This window comes from Paenibacillus apiarius, from assembly GCF_017052585.1.
GTDB classification, from domain to species: Bacteria; Bacillota; Bacilli; order Paenibacillales; family Paenibacillaceae; genus Paenibacillus_B; species Paenibacillus_B apiarius.
Map to the genome: position 1 here is coordinate 450,483 of NZ_JAFFHZ010000002.1, position 19,370 is coordinate 469,852.

At 52.5% G+C, this 19,370-nt stretch carries 18 protein-coding genes; 9 read left to right on the forward strand and 9 right to left on the reverse strand.

The features are described from left to right. Positions 1–52: 52 nt before the first annotated feature. The 5 genes from JSQ80_RS28035 to leuC form a co-directional block, all read right to left on the reverse strand. The gene (locus JSQ80_RS28035) at positions 53–619 is read right to left on the reverse strand and encodes a GerMN domain-containing protein (RefSeq protein WP_206098051.1); all 567 of its coding nucleotides are present in this window, start codon (positions 617–619) and stop codon (positions 53–55) included. A 65-nt stretch (positions 620–684) separates the two neighbouring features. Then, positions 685–2,145, reverse strand: a complete 1,461-nt coding sequence (locus JSQ80_RS28040) for an N-acetylmuramoyl-L-alanine amidase family protein (RefSeq protein ID WP_087435456.1) — start codon at positions 2,143–2,145, stop codon at positions 685–687. A 324-nt stretch (positions 2,146–2,469) separates the two neighbouring features. Beyond that, positions 2,470–2,619: a hypothetical protein gene (locus JSQ80_RS28045; protein ID WP_206098052.1), complete on the reverse strand. Its 150-nt coding sequence runs from the start codon at positions 2,617–2,619 to the stop codon at positions 2,470–2,472. A 63-nt stretch (positions 2,620–2,682) separates the two neighbouring features. Beyond that, complete coding sequence (gene leuD / locus JSQ80_RS28050) at positions 2,683–3,291, reverse strand: 3-isopropylmalate dehydratase small subunit (RefSeq protein ID WP_206098053.1); 609 nt, start codon at positions 3,289–3,291, stop codon at positions 2,683–2,685. A gap of 15 nt (positions 3,292–3,306) precedes the next feature. Further along, positions 3,307–4,731 (reverse strand): 3-isopropylmalate dehydratase large subunit, encoded by a 1,425-nt coding sequence (leuC, locus tag JSQ80_RS28055; RefSeq protein ID WP_206098054.1) that lies wholly within the window; start codon positions 4,729–4,731, stop codon positions 3,307–3,309. Between the two features lie 137 nt (positions 4,732–4,868). On the opposite strand from leuC, the gene JSQ80_RS28060 reads away from it, so the two are divergent. After that, complete coding sequence (locus JSQ80_RS28060) at positions 4,869–5,810, forward strand: LysR family transcriptional regulator (protein ID WP_206098055.1); 942 nt, start codon at positions 4,869–4,871, stop codon at positions 5,808–5,810. Positions 5,811–5,828: 18 nt separating this feature from the next. On the opposite strand, the gene JSQ80_RS28065 is transcribed toward JSQ80_RS28060, so the two are convergent. Continuing rightward, positions 5,829–7,655, reverse strand: a complete 1,827-nt coding sequence (locus JSQ80_RS28065; protein ID WP_206098056.1) for a glycoside hydrolase family 3 protein — start codon at positions 7,653–7,655, stop codon at positions 5,829–5,831. Between the two features lie 47 nt (positions 7,656–7,702). Next, positions 7,703–8,551, reverse strand: a complete 849-nt coding sequence (locus tag JSQ80_RS28070) for a carbon-nitrogen family hydrolase (protein WP_206098057.1) — start codon at positions 8,549–8,551, stop codon at positions 7,703–7,705. 181 nt (positions 8,552–8,732) lie between these two features. On the opposite strand from JSQ80_RS28070, the gene JSQ80_RS28075 reads away from it, so the two are divergent. The 8 genes from JSQ80_RS28075 (at position 8,733) to mtnB (ending at position 17,097) form a co-directional block, all read left to right on the forward strand. Then, on the forward strand, positions 8,733–9,233 hold the full coding sequence (locus JSQ80_RS28075) for a type IV secretion system protein VirB6 (protein ID WP_206098058.1): 501 nt from the start codon (positions 8,733–8,735) through the stop codon (positions 9,231–9,233). A gap of 275 nt (positions 9,234–9,508) precedes the next feature. Next, positions 9,509–10,702 carry a pyridoxal phosphate-dependent aminotransferase gene (locus JSQ80_RS28080; RefSeq protein WP_206098059.1) on the forward strand — a complete coding sequence of 398 codons (1,194 nt, stop codon included), beginning with the start codon at positions 9,509–9,511 and terminating at the stop codon, positions 10,700–10,702. A gap of 528 nt (positions 10,703–11,230) precedes the next feature. Next, complete coding sequence (proB, locus tag JSQ80_RS28085; RefSeq protein ID WP_206098060.1) at positions 11,231–12,346, forward strand: glutamate 5-kinase; 1,116 nt, start codon at positions 11,231–11,233, stop codon at positions 12,344–12,346. 14 nt (positions 12,347–12,360) lie between these two features. Beyond that, positions 12,361–13,608: a glutamate-5-semialdehyde dehydrogenase gene (locus JSQ80_RS28090; RefSeq protein ID WP_206098061.1), complete on the forward strand. Its 1,248-nt coding sequence runs from the start codon at positions 12,361–12,363 to the stop codon at positions 13,606–13,608. A gap of 30 nt (positions 13,609–13,638) precedes the next feature. After that, a complete protein-coding gene (gene proC, locus JSQ80_RS28095; protein ID WP_206098062.1) occupies positions 13,639–14,520 on the forward strand; it encodes a pyrroline-5-carboxylate reductase in 882 nt (293 codons plus the stop codon). Further along, positions 14,517–15,734, forward strand: coding sequence for a 2,3-diketo-5-methylthiopentyl-1-phosphate enolase (locus tag JSQ80_RS28100; protein ID WP_206098063.1), 1,218 nt, complete (start codon positions 14,517–14,519; stop codon positions 15,732–15,734). The genes proC and JSQ80_RS28100 overlap by 4 nt, the downstream gene beginning before the upstream one ends. Continuing rightward, positions 15,731–16,393: a 2-hydroxy-3-keto-5-methylthiopentenyl-1-phosphate phosphatase gene (locus JSQ80_RS28105; protein ID WP_206098064.1), complete on the forward strand. Its 663-nt coding sequence runs from the start codon at positions 15,731–15,733 to the stop codon at positions 16,391–16,393. Before JSQ80_RS28100 ends, JSQ80_RS28105 begins: the two co-directional genes overlap by 4 nt. 59 nt (positions 16,394–16,452) lie before the next feature. Then, positions 16,453–17,097: a methylthioribulose 1-phosphate dehydratase gene (gene mtnB, locus JSQ80_RS28110; RefSeq protein WP_206098065.1), complete on the forward strand. Its 645-nt coding sequence runs from the start codon at positions 16,453–16,455 to the stop codon at positions 17,095–17,097. A gap of 136 nt (positions 17,098–17,233) precedes the next feature. On the opposite strand, the gene JSQ80_RS28115 is transcribed toward mtnB, so the two are convergent. Further along, positions 17,234–17,914 carry a DnaD domain-containing protein gene (locus JSQ80_RS28115; RefSeq protein ID WP_087435435.1) on the reverse strand — a complete coding sequence of 227 codons (681 nt, stop codon included), beginning with the start codon at positions 17,912–17,914 and terminating at the stop codon, positions 17,234–17,236. A 158-nt stretch (positions 17,915–18,072) separates the two neighbouring features. Continuing rightward, entirely contained in the window at positions 18,073–19,368 is a 1,296-nt protein-coding gene (gene asnS, locus JSQ80_RS28120) for an asparagine--tRNA ligase (RefSeq protein ID WP_206098066.1), read from the reverse strand. Positions 19,369–19,370: the final 2 nt, after the last annotated feature.

The following is a 19,370-nucleotide window of genomic DNA, read 5'->3' on the forward strand; positions in this document are numbered from 1 at the left end:
TTACAGGTATTTTTTTTAGCAATGCGCCGTAATCGTTGTTATCTTCTCCAACTTAGCGCTTGATCGGATGCTCCAGCGTAACGTGCCCCATAAGGCTCTCTTCCGCTTTACCGTCAACCAAGACGTCGATCGCTTTCACTTCATCGAATTGGAACAGCGTCTTCGTTAACGCCTCAAGCGCAAACTGCTCTCCGCCCGCTCCCAAATGCCCGTCTTCCGGAATATGAACATCGATGACAAGCGTTCCGTTATCCATCTTGACTGACTTGAATTCGATTTTCTTCCATAATGGAGTGTCGTTGTCGTTCTCGGAAGATTGCAGCGCTTCGAGGACGGCTTTGTACTTCTCCTCGTCGTTTGCAAACTGAATCTTCTTCTCATACGTTTTCAATTCCATCAAATCATCGTCAGAAACGTATACTTGAATGGATTGTTCTTGTTTATTATCCTTTTGATCGTTTGGGGCCGGCTGTTCCGCTGCCGGCTGTTCCGCTGCCGGTTGTTCTGTCGTTGGCTGTTCCGGCTGCCCCGCATTCGTAGTCGGCTTAGAGCCGCATCCGGCAACGAGCGCAATGGACAATACGACAGCGGCAATTCCCCACCATTTACGTGTTGTCATCACAATTGACCTCCTTTACACCGTTCATAACGCAGCGCAGTGAAAAAAGTTGCGTCTCCGCGGAATTAGAGCAAGCCCAAATAGTCTTGAATTCCTTTGACGATGTTCTCTGCAACGCGCGCTTGGAACTGCTCATCAAAAAGTTGGGATTCGTCATATTCATTCGTCAAGTATCCAACTTCAAGCAGAATGGCCGGCATTTTGGTCTCGCGAGTGACATGGTGATCGGCCTTGCGCACCCCTCGGTCTTTGAACTGAGTTCCTTCGACAAGATGCCCGTGCATCGTATCGGCGAACGCTTTGCTTTCCGAGCGCCAGTAATAGGTCTCGGTGCCGGTTATTGAAGGTTTATTGTCAATGCTGTTGGCATGGATGGATACAAATAAGTCCGCCGCCAAATCATTGGCTATTTTGGCTCGATCGCTCAGTTTTACAAACGTGTCGTCTTCGCGCGTCAACACGACATGAAACCGATCGTCTTGGCGCAGAAGTTCGCCTACTTTCAAAGAAAGCGCCAGATTGAAATCTTTCTCATACCGTTTCGCGATGCTTACCGCACCTGAATCGTGATCGCCGTGCCCTGCATCGATGACGATTGCGTATTTGCCGTCGGGCTTTGTCGGCGGCACAGGCTCTCCGCCGCTGCCGGCGCCTGTGCCGGGAACCAGCGACACCGTCGCCAGACCCTCGCCATTTGTCGCAACGTCTGCTTGAAGAGGATAGTTCGCATCGATAACGAAACGAACGGTATTCGGATCATCGCTGAACATCGCATAGCGAATTCGCTGCACATCCGGGTAGTCTGTAATTATCATTTCCCCTTGACCGTCATCGTTGAAACTGAATCTTTCATAAAAAGTGCCCGCGAATGCGGTTCTCGGGAAATCTATGACAACGCGATCAGGGTCTGTCATCGTCATAATTTTCGGTTTTACGTTGGAATCTGTAGCGATATGTAACTGGTTGTTCATAAACGAAAAATCTGTAACACGAGCATCTTCCCCCTGCTCGTTGCCATTACTCCCTTCGGTCGAGGCGTCTTCGCCGTTAGGCGTGCCTGCCGTGGGAGGTACAACGTCTGGAGATGACTCATCGGCTGTGAACAAGTACACTGACTTCGTGTCTTTATCCCATTCCACCGTCAACCCCATATTCTGCCCGACGAAGCGGAGCGGAACGAGCGTTGCATTTTGTTTGACGATTGGAGCTACGTCCAATTGGACTTCTTTGTCATTGACTTTGGCCGTCTTCTGATTGACAGTCAGGTTTAAGCGTTTGCTATCGTTATTTATGGTTACCGTCTGCGCCTTCCCGTTCCAATTCACCTTATACCCTAATTCTTCAGAAACGACGCGAATCGGTATCATGACCGAATTATTGCTCATCGTAATTTTCTCCGGCAATTTGATGGAATTGCCGTTCAGGTACAAGCTCGGATCAGGAGCAGCTTGTCCTATGTTGGGAAACAGCACGCACAACAACATCATCATTAGCAACCCTAGACCTATTTTGTGTCCTCTCTGCATCTTCACCTCTACATCCTTTCTTGTTGTTCCGCCCTATATGTCTATTTATTGAGAACGGACGTATTATTAGACGTACAAAAAGGACAAAAGTTGCGTAAATTCAACATATTTTGGTTAAAAATATCGTCCTCTATTTAAATGTAATTCAACATCCCACTGGCAGGCAAGAGGGGACTTCAAATAAACTTTGACTTTCTTTGCGCGCAAATGACAAAAACCCGCGCTTCGGCAACGACATTCCCCGCATGAGGAACTACGAGACGGCGCGGGCTTTTATGAGCATGACTGCCACCGCTGGATATGATCCCATCAGTGAATGAGTATTCAGGCGATGACGGGAGAGCCGTTGTTCAACGCCACGGTCTGATTCGGGTCCCACATTTCTGGCTCGTGGGATGACACAATGACGGTCCTTGCACGCGCAGCAACAGCATTTATCGCAGGCAGAACGATAGCCCTCTGTTCCAAGCGCATACGCAAGCAGCCCCTGGGTCGCCGGAGCGGCGATCCAGGGGCTGCTCGCGTATAGGACATGAATTAGACCGAATAAGCAAGACGCTCAGCGTGCTTCGCCTCATACGAAGCAATCGCGTCTTCATGCTTCAGCGTCAGACCGATATCGTCCAACCCTTGCAGAAGGAATTGACGGCGGTGCTCATCCAGATCGAAGGAGTATGACAACCCATAATCATCCGTTATCACCTTATTCTCCAGATCGACATGAAGCTGATACCCTTCATGCTGAGCCGTGCGCCGGAACAACTCCTCCACTTGCTCTTCCGAGAGCTTCACGGGCAGCACGCTGTTTTTGAAGCAGTTGTTATAGAAAATATCGGCAAAGGACGGTGCGATGACACAGCGGAAGCCGTAATCCAAAATCGCCCACGGCGCATGCTCGCGCGAGGAGCCGCAGCCGAAGTTAGCGCGTGAGATAAGCACGCTTGCCCCTTGATAACGCGGCTTGTTCATTTCGAATGTCGTAATGGCATTGCCTTCCTGGTCAAATCGCCATTCATAGAACAGAAACTGGCCGAATCCGCTCCGTTCGATACGCTTCAAAAATTGTTTTGGAATAATCGCATCCGTGTCCACGTTCACCCGATCGACAGGTGCGACGAGACCCGTTAATTTCGTAAATGATTGCATGAGTCCGTCCTCCTCTTAGTTCAGCACTTCCGCTTTGAATTCCCAATTGCGCACGTCGACGAAATGCCCCTTAACCGCAGCGGCGGCAGCCATTGCCGGCGATAAGAGATGCGTCCTGCCGCCGCGGCCTTGACGGCCTTCGAAGTTGCGGTTCGATGTCGAAGCGCAGCGTTGGCCTGGCTGAAGCACATCCGGGTTCATGGCCAGACACATGCTGCAGCCCGCATCGCGCCATTCAAAGCCCGCATCCGTAAATATTTTGTCCAGACCTTCCGCCTCGGCTTGCAGCTTGACGCGGCCAGAGCCGGGAACGACAATCGCCGTTACTCCGTCATTTACCTTATAGCCTTTGGCCACTTCAGCCGCAGCGCGCAAATCCTCAATTCGCCCATTCGTGCAGGAACCGATAAAGACATAATCGATGCCAATATCCGTCATGCGTGTGCCTGGCGTCAAATCCATATATTCTAATGCCTTTTCAGCAGCTTTTCGTTCATTTTCCGTCGTAAAATCGGCCGGGTTCGGCACTGTCGCCGTAATATCCGCTCCCATTCCCGGACTCGTTCCCCAAGTGACTTGAGGAATCAAGCTATCCATATCGATGTCGACGACGCAGTCGTAAGACGCGCCTTCATCCGTAGCCAACCGCTTCCATTGCTCGACCGCAGCATCATACGCCGCGTCTTGCGGCACATATTGCCGGCCGCGCAAGTAGTCGAACGTCGTCTCGTCAGGAGCGATCAGCCCTGCCCGGGCACCGGCTTCAATGGACATGTTGCATACCGTCATGCGCTCTTCCATCGACAGCTCGCGAATCGCTTCACCCGTATATTCAATTACATATCCGGTTGCAAAGTCAGTGCCGTGCTTGGCGATAAAAGCCAAAATCATATCCTTCGCCGTTACGCCTGGTTTGCGCTTGCCCACGAACCGCACTTCCATTGTCTTGGACTTCGCCTGCTGCAGGCATTGGGTTGCAAGCACATGCTCCACTTCGCTAGTGCCGATCCCGAATGCGAGCGCTCCGAATGCGCCGTGCGTAGACGTATGGCTGTCGCCGCATACAATCGTTTTCCCCGGATGAGTCAATCCGAGCTCTGGTCCCATAACGTGAACGACCCCTTGATCAATGCTGCTCAGGTCGAACAATGTAACTCCGAATTCCGCACAGTTCCGCGACAACGTATCGATCTGCTGTTTCGAGATCGGATCCGAGATGTTGAACCGGTCTTTCGTCGGAACGTTATGGTCCATCGTTGCATAGGTCAAATCCGGACGGCGCACCTTGCGGCCGCTCATACGCAAGCCTTCAAACGCTTGCGGCGATGTCACCTCATGCACCAAATGCAAATCAATATACAAAATGCTCGGTTTGCCCTCTTCTTGCACGATGACATGCTGGTTCCAAATCTTTTCGTACATCGTTTTCTTCGTAGACATTTGCCTCACCTCATCGGTTGATTCCTCTATCTCTTTGCAAACAATATAGCATTTCCATCTTCATTGTTCCAAGATATAATAACTATAATGATAATAGGTTCAACCTATAACCTAATTGAGGAGGCTCGCACATTCCTATGGAATTCCGCCAGCTGCTATATGCCGTTCAAATCGCCCAAGAGCGCAATTTCTCCCGCGCAGCAGAGAAGCTGCACATCGCCCAACCTTCTTTGAGCCAGCAGTTGTCCAAGCTGGAGAAAGAAATCGGCGTGCTGTTATTCCAGCGCACGACCAACTCTGTGGAGCTGACGCATGCCGGAGAAGTGTTTGTGGATCGTGCCCAAAAAATAATGGATGCCATGGAACAGTTGAAAAATGAAATGTCCGACATCAGCCAGACTAAAAAAGGAAAGGTCGTCATCGGGACGATGCCGATTACCGGTTCGCATATTCTCCCGCATGTGCTGCCGCAATTTCATCTGCGCTATCCGGAAATCGAGCTGATGCTCGTTGAAGATACTTCTACTTCCAATCTGGAAAGGATGACGGCCCAAGGCAAAAACGACCTGTGCCTCTTGTCTCTTCCGCTTACGGATGCTTCCTTGACATATGAGCCTATCGTTGAGGAAGAGATCGTGCTGGCTGTTCCGAATCAGCATCCCTTAGCCCTCCAGGCCGCGAATGCGAAGCGAAGCCTGCGGGAAGTTGCGCTGGAGGAGCTGCGGGAAGAGCCATTCATTCTGCTAAAGCGCGGACAAGGCTTCCGGCAAATTACACTCGAGCTGTGCAAAAAAGCGGGCTTTACTCCTAACGTCGTCTTCGAAAGCAGCAATATCGAAACGGTGCAATCGCTGGTCGCGGCAGGCATGGGAATGGCCTTGGTGCCTTCGTTCATCGCCACGGCGCCGCGAAGCGAATTCGTGCCCGTTTACATTTCGCTGGCAGGACGCCCGGCAAGGACGCTCGTCATCGCCTATCGCGATGGAAGGTATATGTCCAATGCCGCGGAAGCGTTCATGCAGACATTGACAGACACCGTGGCGGCACGCTTCGGCAGCCGCGCACGAGTGAGTGAATAGGGGAGGGGACGGCCCTATTCACTCCCCATGCTTCGGCAGCACCACCGGAAGCTTGCCAGGTGGCAGTGTGTCGTGAAACAATGCCCTTGCTCCGGCTCTTACGTTGCTGGCTGTAACGCCATAAATCGCAAATCCGACAGGCGCTCCGGATAGAGCCGCCATATCATAGGGTGTGCCCGCCGCAATGACAGCAGCAGGCTTCTTGCTGTCGAGAGCCAGCTTGAGCGCCTCCTTCATCTTCCCCGCTGCCTGCGGCTGCACATAAATATCCCTTGCAACCAATACGATAGCATCACTCGACTGCACTGCCGCCGCCAGCTTGTCATCCGGCAAAAGCAAGCTTTTGAATTCAAGCCTCCCCGCACCAATGCGGAATGATGATGCAGCAGCTTCAATCGCTCGCCGGACCTGCTCTAGGCTGCGTTCCTCATGTCCGATCACAGTAATCACTTTCATCTCGGGCTGAATGAAAGCTTGATTGCGGTATGCATCCAGCTTCATCCCCCACGGAGTAAGCGCTTGTGAAGCAATGCGATCGGCAAGCTGATGAGATTCGGCAGATGAAAGAAATTGTTCCGCTGAGTGAATCGCTTTTTCCGTCTCAAGCGGTTGCTGGCGCCCTTGCGGATTGATGACGCCATACTTCAGCTTGATGCGCAAAATCCGGCGCACACTCTCCTCAATCCGCTCCGCTGATAGTTTCCCTTCATCTATCGCTTTGCGGATCCCTACGACAGCCGCATCGGGCTGCGGCGGCATAAGCAGCACGTCCGCTCCCGCTTGCAGCGCCAGCACGGCCGCTTCGTCACTCCCGAAATGATCGGAGATCGCCTTCATATTAAGCGCATCCGTAACGATGGCCCCTCGAAAATTCAGCTTCTCGCGCAAAATGCCAGTCAAAATATGCGGAGATAAAGTGGCGGGCAGCGCAATCAGGCTTCCGTCTTTCTTAGAACGGACGGCGGACGGCTCCAGCTTCGGCGCTTGAATGTGAGCGCTCATAATCATATCGGCTCCAGCTTCAATGGCGGCACGGAACGGAACCCATTCGACTTCCTCGAACCGCTCTTCGGCAAATGAAAGCTTGGGCAGGCCGGCATGGGAGTCGGTAGCCGTATCCCCATGGCCTGGAAAATGCTTGACGACCGCAGGCATTCCGCTCTGATGCATGCCGGAAATAAACGACTGCACATATGCTCCCACCGCTTCCGGATCAGAGCCGAAGGAGCGGAGCCCGATAACTGGATTGTTCGCGTTGCTGTTCACGTCCGCGACTGGAGCAAAGTTGAGATTGAACTCCAGCTTATCCAACGTCCCGCTAATCTGATGGGCGGTTTCAGCCGCCAAGGCGGTGTCTCCGGAAGCGGCAATCGCCATATTTCCATTGCCATCATTGGCAAAAGACAAACGGGTGACCGGGCCTCCTTCTTCATCGATGCCAATCCACAGCGGAATGCGCGCCGCTTGCTGCAGTTCACGGTTCTGTGTTATTGTCTGTCTTGCATCCGGGAGGTTTTTCCGAAATAAGACAACTCCCCCGGGCTGCAGAGCCTGCAGCCGAGCAATAGCGGATTCTCCGGCTTGTTCCCTTCCCAGCGCATTCAAATCAACGATAAGCAGTTGGCTGATGCGTTCGTTCAGAGACATCCGGGCTAGCATCTCATTTACTTGTCGCTCCATCTCAGACGGCATGTTCTCCGAGTCCGGAGATCCAGCTCCGTCAGATGCAGAGGTCGCCGCCTCATTAGCGCCGCCATTCTTCGGCGCTCCCGCCCCCGGCCAGCCACTAAGCCACGCAGCTCCCAGCAAAAGCAGAATCAAGGCAGCAAGAACGCCCCATTTCATCCGCCGCTTCCCATGTCTTCTATGACGCTCCACTCTCGACTTCTTCATTAGCTTGGCATGATGGATTTATGAGAGCCGACAGTGCCATATAGCGCCTCTCTCCGATCCTCAAATACCGGTATGCGTCCCCGCACCTCTTCTACCAAGGACAATTGGATGTGCGCCTGCACGAACGCTTCTTCCTCGTCGGCCCCGGCCAATGTCTCTCCCCATGGGTCCAGTATGACCGAGCTGCCGAAAAAGGAAGTTTCCTTCCCGTCCGCCCCCCTGCTGCTGCCCGTCCGGTTGCACGCCACGACATACATCTGGTTCTCGATCGAGCGCGCTGTCAGCAGCGTCTGCCAATGATGCAATCGCGGATGGGGCCATTGCGCCGGGACGAACAGCACCTCGACGCCTTGCAGCGCAAGCGTTCGCGACAGCTCCGGAAAACGGAGATCGTAACAAATGATGACTCCGCAGCTTACCCCGTCCAGCGTAAAGTGGCCGAGCGCTGCTCCCGCAGACAAGTAATGATGCTCATCCATCAAGCGAAACAGATGAGTTTTGTCATACGTCTTCGCAATAAGTCCTTGCCGATCCAGAACGTATGCGCGATTGTATATCCGATCCTGCTCGCGCACAGCTACCGAACCCCCGACGATATTGACTTGATATTGTGCGGCCAAGGCAGACAGCAGTCTTATCGTTTGTTCCCCCTGCTCGTCTGCCAATTCATGAATCCGCTTCAATGCGTATCCTGTATTCCACATTTCTGGCAAAACAATGACGTCCGGCTTATCCTCCTGTTCCATGGCGGACTTTATTTTGTTCATGACCTGCATTCGATTGCGTTCAGGCTCGCCTATTGCAACGTCCATTTGAATGGCACATATTTTCCAGTGTTCACATTTCATCTTTTCACTCTCCTCTGTGATGCATTTTACATGAATGGGTACCAACTTCATATAGGATGCCATGTTATCACATTTTGCTTAACACTTTCTTCCATCATACCTTTTCATGGAATGCAGTCAAGCTGGGCAAAGTAAGAAGGCAACCGAAATGATGGTTCCAGCTTAGAAAGGAGTATTTTTTATGCGCATTACACGAGATGCATTACGGTTATTTCTCCTCAGCCTCTTTATATTCTGTCTGACGGTTCCCGGTATCGCATCCGTTGCTTCGGCTTGGGATCCGGCCAGTGACAAGGGTGATATCGTTCCTCCACTGCAATTGTTTGATATGCAGCAAGAGCGGATTATTAAAACATTGCCGAACAGCGAAGCGTACCAGACAGAAGCTAAAAAGTGGCTGGCTTCCGTAACGGGGCTTGCACCGCAAATCACGATCGGGCACAAATGCGGTTACATTATCCGCATTCCTTTGAAAGACCAGACCCAAGTAAAGCTGCCAAAAGTAGTTTTGGAGGTCAAAGACGTATTTTTAATCTACTGTCCGGATAAAGAACCGCTGCTATTGATTTTCTCCGCGGAGCGGAAGCCGTTTTTGCTTCAATTCACCGCAGATGTGAAGCCGTTCATGCAGCAATTGCTTACTCCGCAGTCTTCGGGCAACGTGAAAGAATCAAACGGCTGAAATGCGCATTTAGACTTGCACAATGAAGTTCAAGCTTCAAAAAAAAGTGTACACTTCAGGAAAAACATGCTACGTTATCGTTAATATTTTAAATAACAATGTGTATTCAAAAGACCACTTTTCAGCATCTAAAGGAAACATGCTTCGGAAGCATAAGCTCTTCACGAGTGAATGCAAGATTCGGTGTCGAGTCTCATCTTGAGATGCTTCGTGATCGAAAGCGGTCTTTTTTGAATTACCACTAATACGATAATGAGTTCTGGAGTGGATGTCTTATGAATGAAGCAACACGCCGTTCGCGCCCCATCATCCCTGCCGAACGGATGAAGCAATTGCCCAAGCAATTTTTCGCCGATTTAGTGCAGCGTACGAATGCCCGGATTGCCGAAGGCCACGATGTGATTAACCTCGGACAAGGCAATCCGGATTTGCCGACTGCCCCGCATATCGTCGAAGCTCTCCAGCAGGCGGCCGCCGACCCGAAGTATCATCGCTACCCTCCTTTCAGTGGATTCAGCTTTCTCAAAGAAGCGGTTGCCTTACGATATAAAGCCGATTATGATGTCGATTTGGACCCTGCTTCGGAAGTAGCCGTTTTATTTGGCGGCAAGACCGGCCTGGTGGAGATAAGCCAGATCTTGTTGAACCCCGGTGACGTGTGTCTCGTACCGGACCCCGGCTATCCCGATTATTGGTCTGGTGTCGCACTAGCAGGGGCCGAGATGGTCATGATGCCGCTTCTCGAGCAGCATGGCTTTATGCCCGCTTACGACGCGATTGGGGAGGAACATTTACGCCGCGCGAAGCTGATGTTTCTGAATTATCCGAACAATCCGACATCCGCCGTTGCGAACTCTTCTTTTTACGAAGAAACGGTGCGCTTTGCCGAACGTCACGGCATTGTGGTTGCAAGTGATTTCGCTTATGGCGCGATCGGCTTCGACGGCCACCGGCCGGTCAGCTTCCTGGAAACGCCGGGTGCCAAAGAGGTAGGAATCGAGTTCTATACGATGTCCAAGACCTACAATATGGCGGGCTGGCGAGTGGCTTTTGCCGTCGGCAACCGCGAAATCATACGTCTTATCAATCTCATGCAGGATCATATGTATGTCAGCTTGTTCGGCGCGGTGCAAGCCGCAGCCGCGGCCGCTCTAACCGGGCCGCAGGATTCCGTACGCGAACTGTGCGCTATATATGAACGAAGACGCGATGCATTTTTCGAGGCGCTCCGCCGGATCGGCTGGCAGTTGACGCCGCCGCCAGGTTCTTTTTTCGCTTGGCTTCCTGTACCGAAGCCATACAGCTCCGCGGCATTTGCGGATTTGCTGCTGGAAAAGGGCAATGTAGTCGTCGCCCCCGGCATTGGCTTCGGTGAACACGGAGAAGGTTATGTCCGCGTCGGGCTGCTTGCTTCCGAGGCCCGCATGCGCGAAGCGGCCGAGCGCATCGGACAGCTTGCTTTATTTTGAACCGGATTCTGCAGCTTAATCGAAACTTAAGAACAATGTTCTGTCTGAATGCTGCTCTCTAATTTATCTCAATCCGGGAACAGAGCTTCTTTACATCACTTGGAACCACATGGTATTCTATTCATAACATTGAAGTAAGAATACATTAACGTGATGACAGGACCAGTATGTAATGTTAGTCGCGCGCAGAGAGCGGGTTGCCAGAGGCTGTGAGCCCCGCCGTGTACCATTACAGAACCTATCCTTGAGCGGTCAGTATAAGCGCATTGCCGCAAAGCTGAACGGACGCCTCCGTTACGGGCGCTCAAGTGGGATGATTGGCTTGTCGATGCGGATAACGCTTCGGCAGTTAATCTCAATGAAGGTGGTACCGCGGAAGAACGACTTTCGTCCTTTATAGGACGGGAGTCTTTTTTGTTACTTGCCCTCTTCCACAGCAGCGCGTTCGGGCGGCAGATCGGAAAACAATCCTCCGGCCAGGCGCTCCATAATATAGGCCAATGTAAATAAACATTCAGGCGGAAAGTGATGGTTATGGTACAAAATCAGCGCATTGTAATCAAAATTGGAAGCAGTTCACTCACCTCGGATCACGGCGGGTTGAAACGAGAGCACATTGCATTTTATGTCCGGGAGCTTTTTTCCCTGATCGAGCGCGGGGCGCAAGTCGTGCTGGTCACGTCTGGTGCGGTCGCGGCGGGATTTCGGCATATCGGCTATCCTAGCAGGCCGAAGCTTCTGCACGAAGGCCAAGCGGCAGCAGCCGTCGGGCAGGCGCTCTTGATGCAGGCTTATCAGGAGCAATTTCAGCAGTTTGGAATCCCAGTCGCGCAAATCTTATTGACACGCACCGACTTCGCGAGCCGAAAACGCGGACATAATGCTCACATGACAATGGAAGAGCTGTTGAAGCAGCGGGTTGTTCCGATTATTAACGAGAATGATACCGTTGCGGTCGAAGAATTGAAGTTCGGCGATAATGATACCTTGTCTGCGCTCGTCGCCAATCTGGTGCATGCAGACCGTCTCGTCATCGTGACGGACACCGACGGCTTGTATACTGCCGACCCGCGTCGCGATCCGAACGCGACGCGATTTGAGCACGTTGAACAGATCAATGATGAAATATACGCTTTTGCAGGCGGGTCAGGCTCATCCGTCGGAACCGGCGGCATGCGTTCGAAGCTGGATGCGGCGCGCATCGCGATGCGCGGCGGAGTGCCCGCGTTCGTCGGCAAGGTCAGCGAAGCGGGCGACCTGCTTCAAGCCGTGCAAGGACACGGCAAGGGCACGTATTTCGATACGCATCTGCACGCGCTCCCGATGAAGAAGCAATGGCTTGGGTTCCATTCCACTCCGGATGGACGCATCTTCGTCGATTCCGGCGCGGAACATGCCTTGCTCGATAACGGATCCAGCTTGCTTCCTGTGGGCGTCCGCGAAGTCGAAGGCGAGTTCCATCAGGGCGATGTAGTCGAAGTAGTCGGACCTGACGATAAACTCATAGGAAGAGGGATCGTCAATTATGATGCGTCACAGCTGCGGACTGCCGCAGGCTGGTCAAGCGAAGAAGTATTGAAGCGAATTGAGGTGTCTCGCATCGAGGTCATACACCGGGATGAATGGGTAACCTTGCGATCATAGAGGAGGAATAGACAATGAGTGAAGTACGTCAAAAAGCAGCTCTGGCCAAAGCAGCAGCTGCCGTAATGAATCGGCTGGGCACCGATGCGAAAAACGAAGCGCTGCTTCGCATGGCTGATGCATTGGTCGAACAGGCAGCTTCCATTATCGAGGCCAATGCACGTGATTTGGCACGCGGGAAGGAGCTAGGCATCACTCCTTCCCTGTTGGATCGGCTTGCATTGAACGAGCAGCGAATTCGGGATATGGCGGAAGGATTGAGACAAATCGTCAGTCTGCCGGATCCGGTTGGCGACGTGCTGGAGACATTTGACCGGCCGAATGGCTTGCACATTGAGAAGCTTCGCGTTCCTTTAGGGGTTATCGGCATCATTTACGAAGCGCGTCCGAATGTGACTGTGGATGCGGCGGGGCTGTGCCTGAAGACCGGGAATGCGGTCGTCCTGCGCGGAGGCTCTTCCGCGCTTGAATCGAACAAACGAATCATTGAAGTGCTGCATGATGCGCTCGCCAATACCAATCTCCCTGCAGACGCGCTGCAGATTATCGAAGATCCGAACCGCTCCTCTGTAGATGAGATGTTGAAGCTGAACGGGCTGCTTGATGTTATCATTCCCCGAGGCGGGGCATCGCTCATTCAAAATGTCGTGCAAAATGCGACGGTACCGGTCATAGAAACGGGTGCCGGCATTTGCCATACGTACATCGATGCAGATGCCGATCCGGGAATGGCAGAAGCGATCGCTTTGAATGCGAAAGTGCAACGTCCTTCAGTATGCAATGCGATGGAGACACTGCTTGTGCATCAGCAATTTGCCGATCGTCATTTAACCGGTCTCCTCGAAGCATTCCAGGTTCACAACGTTGAATTGCGCGGCTGCGAACGCACGCGGGCATATACTCCGTGGGCCAAGCCTGCAGCGGAACAAGATTACGCGACTGAATATAACGATTATGTTCTGAACGTGCGCATTGTCGATTCATTGGATGAGGCGCTTCAGCATATAGCCCGCTACGGCACGATGCACTCCGAATGCATCGTAACTGATAATAAAGAACGCGCCGATCGCTTCTTGCAAGAGGTGGATGCGGCGGCTGTATATCACAATGCATCGACGCGGTTCACGGACGGATTCGAATTCGGATTCGGAGCGGAAATCGGCATCAGCACCCAGAAGCTGCACGCCCGGGGTCCTATGGGATTGCCTGCCCTTACCTCCGAGAAATACCGCATTTATGGAAAAGGCCAAATTAGAGAGTAATAAGGAAAAGAAGATGAAGAAGGAAGAGGGATGAACAACATGAAAATTGAACAAGCACAAGTGAATGACGCCTTCCGATCGCTTCACTTCTGTATCTTTGGAGCGGGGTCCATGGCAGAGGCCATCGTGCGCGGCATGACAGAGCAACACTTGACCAACCCGGAACGAATCGCGGTAATCAATCGCAGCAATGCAGAACGTTTGCACGAAATGCAGGACCGATATGGAGTGACCATTGACTTAACGGCAGAAGCCAAGCAGAACCGGCTTGCGGCGGCAGATATTATCGTACTCGCGATAAAACCGAAGGATGCGGCCGCAGCCTTGCATGAGCTTAAGCCGTTGCTGCGCGCTGACACGGTTCTCGTGTCCGTTGTTGCCGGCCTCAGCATCGCTACGATGCAGCGCATCGTCGGGGCAACGCCGATAGTGCGCACGATGCCGAATACATCCAGCAACATTGGAATCGGAGCCACGGCGCTATGCTGCTCGCAAGAGGTGACTCCCGCTCAAAAATATGCTGCGATGACAATGCTGAATGCAATGGGTATCGTCACCGAGGTTGAAGAACCATATTTGAATATCGTTACCGGCCTGTCCGGCAGCGGCCCCGCTTATATCTATTACTTGATGGAAGCCATGGTTCAGGCAGGGATGGAGGGCGGCTTGTCCCGGGAGCAATCTCACGATTTAACCGTTCAAACCGTATTGGGCGCCGCAGAAATGGTCAGACGGACGGGAGAAGAGCCAGCCGCGCTTCGCCGCAAAGTCACCTCGCCCGGAGGCACGACGCAAGCGGCACTGGAGGTGTTGGAGCAATATCGATTTGCGGATGCGATAAGGACTGCCATTCATCGCGCAGAAGCAAGAGCGCAGGAGATGGGAGAACAAATTGGGAGGAACATGGAATGATGAATCATTGCGTCGCCACGTACCGTCTATACGACGACCGTGCCGACTTTCATAAGAAAGCCGAAGGCATCGCCGTTGGCTTGACCGTCGGAAGCTGGACCGACCTCCCCGAAGCGGAAAAAGCAGATATGGAGAAGCATCTGGGGCGCGTCGTGTCAGTACAGGAGCATCACTCGGACGTTCCCGGAGAGCGCTGCGCGGAAATATCCATCGCTTATCCAGACATCAACTTTAGCCACGATATTCCGGCATTGCTCGTTACCATTTTCGGCAAGCTGTCGATGGACGGGCGAATTAAGCTCATCGATGTGAACTGGTCCGATGAGTTCAAGCAGGCCTTTCCGGGGCCTAAATTCGGAGTGGATGGCGTCCGCAAGCTCGTCGATGTGCACGACCGCCCGCTCTTGATGAGCATTTTCAAATCCGTCATCGGACACGACTTGCAAACGTTGCGGGAACAATTCTATCAGCAGGCGCTAGGCGGCGTCAATCTCATCAAAGACGATGAGATCCTGTTCGAGAATCCGCTGACTCCGATCGGCAGAAGGGTTCGAGTCTGTATGCAGGCAGCACAAGAAGCAGAGCAGCGCACTGGCAAGAAGCTGCTCTACGCCGTCAACCTGACCGGGCCGACATTCAGCCTGCGCGATCAAGCGCTCCGAGCCATAGAAGCCGGAGCCAATGCTCTGCTCTTCAATGTGCTGGGCTATGGCTATGACGTGCTTCATGCATTAAGCCAAGATCGCGACATTACCGTTCCAATAGCGGCTCATCCGGCATTGGCCGGATCGTATTACCCTTCGCCGCATCATGGAATTTCCGCTTCACTCGTGCTCGGCAAATTCATGCGGCTCGCTGGCGCCGATCTCGTCCTCTTCCCTTCGCCCTATGGCTCGGTTACGATGCCGAAGGAAGAGACGCAAGCGATCCGCGAGGCGCTTACGACAGCGGCAATCGATGCTCCGCCGAGCTTCCCTGTGCCATCCGCCGGCATTCATCCAGGCCTCGTGCCGCTCCTTATCCGCGATTTCGGCACTGATGTCGTCGTCAATGCGGGTGGTGGCGTTCACGGGCATCCGCTCGGCACTGCGGCCGGCGGACGCGCCTTCGTTCAAGCCATCGATGCCGTCATGCAGGGTTCGCCCCTGGAAAGCTTTGCGGCGGATCATGAAGAGCTGCGGGCCGCAATTCAAGCATGGGGGGTAAAGCAATGACCACCGCCAAGAAGCGTGTCGTCTTCTGCGACTTCGACGGCACGATTACGGTAAATGACAATATCATCGCAATTATCCGCCATTTTAATCCGGCGGGTTGGGAACCTATCGCTCAGGACGTCATCGCAGAGCGCAAGTCCATACGTCAAGGCGTCGGAGAATTGTTTGCCTTGCTCCCGGCATCCATGCGTGACGAAGTGATTCGTTTTGCGACTTCGCAAGCGATCATTCGATCAGGGTTCGAGCAATTCGTGCAATTTTGCCGTGATGAGAGCATCGAGCTGTACGTGACAAGCGGCGGCATCGATTTCTTCGTCTATCCGCTGCTTAAGCCTTTCGGCATTCCATCTGATCGCATTTATTGCAACGGCAGCGACTTCAGCGGCGACACGGTCCGCATTACATGGCCGCATGAATGCTCGGAGCCATGCAACAATGATTGCGGCATGTGCAAGACAACGATCGTGAGAAGGTTCCCACCCGAACAATACGAGCGGATCGTGGTTGGCGATAGCGTCACCGATTTTGCCGCTGCAAAACTGGTGGAATTCGTCTATGCCCGCTCGCACCTGATTGAGAAATGCGAGCAATTGCATATTCCGCATGCTCCGTTCGATACGTTCCATGACATCATCGGGCATTTAAAACAAAACGGATAGCGTAAAGAAAATGAAGGTCAGCGAACTCAATTTTATTTCAGTGATACGGAGGCAGTAAAATGATAACTATCGGGAATCTCACTTTAGAAAAGAAGCAGCGCGCCCTTGCCGAGCTTCGCTCCATCAAGGAACAATTTGCTGCACGTGACTGGTTCCCGGGAACAAGCGGCAATTTGTCCGTACGTGCCAGTGACATCGAAGAAGGCCGCTTTCAATTTGCCATTACGGCAAGCGGTAAAGATAAATCGCTCCATACTCCTGAAGATTTTTTATTCGTCGATGAACACGGTAAGCCTGCAGAGTGCACACAGCTCAGACCAAGCGCAGAAACGCTCATTCATTGTGAAATTTATCGAATGACGGGCTGCGGCGCCATTTTCCATGTACATACGGTATGGAATAACGTTCTATCCGAGTTGTTCTGGGAACAGGGAGCCGTTCCCGTGGAAGGTGTCGAGCTCATCAAAGCATTCAACATATGGGAAGAAGACGCCCGCATTGAAATTCCGATCGTGCCCAACTACGCGGAAATCCCGCGCATCGTGCCCTGTATTACAGAGAAGCTCGACCCGCGCATTCCGGGAATTCTGCTGCGCAAGCACGGAATATATGCTTGGGGCGCCACCCCGTTCGAGGCCAAACGTCATCTGGAAGCGTTCGAATTCCTGTTCGAGTACGTATACCGTATGCAGGCGCTCCGTTAGCGCTTGTTACGCTATCAGCATGCAGAGCCCGTCCGGTTGGACGGACTTTTCTACATTAGGGATGAGGCGGTAAGACGCGCATAACTGCTCTGCCGCATAGAAAAAACCGCGCTGCATTCCCATGCAGTGCGGTTCATTATCTTCCGCCGGAGCGGAACTTCTGTGTATAGACCTTCGCGTCCTCAATCGAATGAATGCGGTTCCGATTCCATTCCAGCAAGATGCGATCAATGTAACGGAAATGAACTTTCCCCGCAAAGACCGCTTCCTTCAGTGCCAATAGAATCAATTCTTCCGGATAACGATCCTGATCAATCCAGCCCGCTATCGTCTCGCATTCCATCGGTGACAAGGGGCGGCCAAACTCTTTTTCGAAAATGTTAAACAGATTCGGCGGCTCAGATTCGGCCAATGAGGTTACAGCGCGCAGCTTCTGCCGTTCGGCGCGGAATTCTTCCGCCATGACGATCGCAAGCTTCTCCCATAGACCGGTCAAATTATACCGTTCGTATTGCACGTCTGTCTGCGGGTCTATTTCCTCATCAATTGTTAAGAAGCCGTCTTTCATTAGTTTTTGGAGTGATTTGATGACCGCATCCGCGGACGCGCCCATTCGCTCCTGCAGCTCTTCAATGGTAGGGAAATCTTTCATTTCCTGCTGCTTGAAGCCGATGAGATGAATGAACAGCATTACATCTGTATCGCTCAGCTTTAACTGCCTATAATAACGCAACAAATGATATGGCACGCTTATGCTTCCCGATTGCAATCCGAGCGCCATTCCTTTGGCGAAGGTTCGAAAGGCGTCCCCGCTCATACGTTAATCCCCTCTCCGCTTCCTACTTATCCTATTGTCGCATAAAATTGATTTTTTAGTAAGTCCATATTGGTAACGTTTTCAAACATTTTGTATGTCTCTAATAATAATCCCGTACCGCTTTATGCGGTACGGGATGGCAAGCTTGCTTCACATGATTAAGGATATAAACGGTACAGCATGCGCGGGAATGGAATGGTCTCGCGCACGTGATCCAGACCGCAAATCCACGCTACGGTGCGTTCAAGTCCGAGCCCGAAGCCAGAATGCGGAACAGAGCCGTATTTCCGCAAATCGAGGTACCATTGATACGCTTCCGAAGAAAGCTCATGGTCGCGGAAACGTTCTTCCAGCAGCTCTGGATCGTCGATCCGCTGCGAGCCGCCGATAATTTCGCCATAGCCTTCCGGCGCAATCATATCGGCGCAGAGCACGACATCCGGACGATTCGGATCCGGCTTCATATAGAATGCCTTAATATTCGTTGGATAGTGCGTAATGAAGACCGGAGTCTCATATTTCTCCGCAATTGCCGTTTCATGTGGCGCACCGAAGTCTTCGCCCCAAGGAATGTCGAAGCCTTGCTCCTGCAAAAACTTGATTGCGTCATCATAGGTAATCCGCGGGAATGGCGCAACTACTTTCTCAAGCTTGGAGGTGTCGCGTCCCAATGTTTCCAGCTCCGCACGGCAGTTCTTCAAGACGGATTGCACGATATGGGATACGAACTGTTCCTGTACGCGCAGGTTCTCATCGTGATCCACGAACGCCATTTCCGGCTCAATCATCCAGAACTCAATCAAATGACGGCGAGTCTTGGATTTCTCGGCACGGAATGTCGGTCCGAAAGAATACACTTTGCCTAGAGCCATCGCTGCCGCTTCCATGTACAGCTGTCCGCTCTGCGTCAAAAAGGCGTCTTCTTCAAAATATTTTGTGTGGAACAACTCGGTCGTTCCTTCACAGGAAGAAGGCGTCAAAATTGGCGGATCGACCAGCGTAAAGCCGCGCTCGTCGAAAAACTGCTGTACCGCACGGATAATTTCTCCGCGAACCGTCAAAATGGCATGCTGCTTCGGCGCACGCAGCCACAAATGGCGATGATCCATCAAGAAATCGACGCCATGCTCTTTCGGCGTAATCGGATAGTCTTCGGTCAATTGAATAATTTCAACGTTCGTCACTGTCATTTCATAACCGGATTTCGAACGCGGCTCTTCGCGCACAACTCCGGTTACATATAACGAGCTTTCCTGAGTTAAGCTCTTTGCTGCTTCCCACACCTCTTCAGGCACTTCGCTCTTCACGACAACACCCTGAATGAATCCGGTGCCGTCACGCAGCTGCAAAAATTGAATTTTGCCGCTCGAACGTTTGTTGTGAAGCCAGCAGCCCATGCGGACTTGTTCGCCTACATGGCGGCTCACTTCGCGGATGACACAAGTCGTCGCCATCG

Bases quoted from the DNA above. Each gene is read 5' to 3' on its own strand.
- JSQ80_RS28035 (WP_206098051.1), bottom strand. From the start codon at position 619: ATGACAACACGTAAATGGTGGGGAATTGCCGCTGTCGTATTGTCCATT.
- JSQ80_RS28040 (WP_087435456.1), bottom strand. From the start codon at position 2,145: ATGCAGAGAGGACACAAAATAGGTCTAGGGTTGCTAATGATGATGTTG.
- JSQ80_RS28045 (WP_206098052.1), bottom strand. From the start codon at position 2,619: ATGCGCTTGGAACAGAGGGCTATCGTTCTGCCTGCGATAAATGCTGTT.
- leuD (WP_206098053.1), bottom strand. From the start codon at position 3,291: ATGCAATCATTTACGAAATTAACGGGTCTCGTCGCACCTGTCGATCGG.
- leuC (WP_206098054.1), bottom strand. From the start codon at position 4,731: ATGTCTACGAAGAAAACGATGTACGAAAAGATTTGGAACCAGCATGTC.
- JSQ80_RS28060 (WP_206098055.1), top strand. From the start codon at position 4,869: ATGGAATTCCGCCAGCTGCTATATGCCGTTCAAATCGCCCAAGAGCGC.
- JSQ80_RS28065 (WP_206098056.1), bottom strand. From the start codon at position 7,655: ATGAAATGGGGCGTTCTTGCTGCCTTGATTCTGCTTTTGCTGGGAGCT.
- JSQ80_RS28070 (WP_206098057.1), bottom strand. From the start codon at position 8,551: ATGAAATGTGAACACTGGAAAATATGTGCCATTCAAATGGACGTTGCA.
- JSQ80_RS28075 (WP_206098058.1), top strand. From the start codon at position 8,733: ATGCGCATTACACGAGATGCATTACGGTTATTTCTCCTCAGCCTCTTT.
- JSQ80_RS28080 (WP_206098059.1), top strand. From the start codon at position 9,509: ATGAATGAAGCAACACGCCGTTCGCGCCCCATCATCCCTGCCGAACGG.
- proB (WP_206098060.1), top strand. From the start codon at position 11,231: ATGGTTATGGTACAAAATCAGCGCATTGTAATCAAAATTGGAAGCAGT.
- JSQ80_RS28090 (WP_206098061.1), top strand. From the start codon at position 12,361: ATGAGTGAAGTACGTCAAAAAGCAGCTCTGGCCAAAGCAGCAGCTGCC.
- proC (WP_206098062.1), top strand. From the start codon at position 13,639: ATGAACAACATGAAAATTGAACAAGCACAAGTGAATGACGCCTTCCGA.
- JSQ80_RS28100 (WP_206098063.1), top strand. From the start codon at position 14,517: ATGATGAATCATTGCGTCGCCACGTACCGTCTATACGACGACCGTGCC.
- JSQ80_RS28105 (WP_206098064.1), top strand. From the start codon at position 15,731: ATGACCACCGCCAAGAAGCGTGTCGTCTTCTGCGACTTCGACGGCACG.
- mtnB (WP_206098065.1), top strand. From the start codon at position 16,453: ATGATAACTATCGGGAATCTCACTTTAGAAAAGAAGCAGCGCGCCCTT.
- JSQ80_RS28115 (WP_087435435.1), bottom strand. From the start codon at position 17,914: ATGAGCGGGGACGCCTTTCGAACCTTCGCCAAAGGAATGGCGCTCGGA.
- asnS (WP_206098066.1), bottom strand. From the start codon at position 19,368: ATGGCGACGACTTGTGTCATCCGCGAAGTGAGCCGCCATGTAGGCGAA.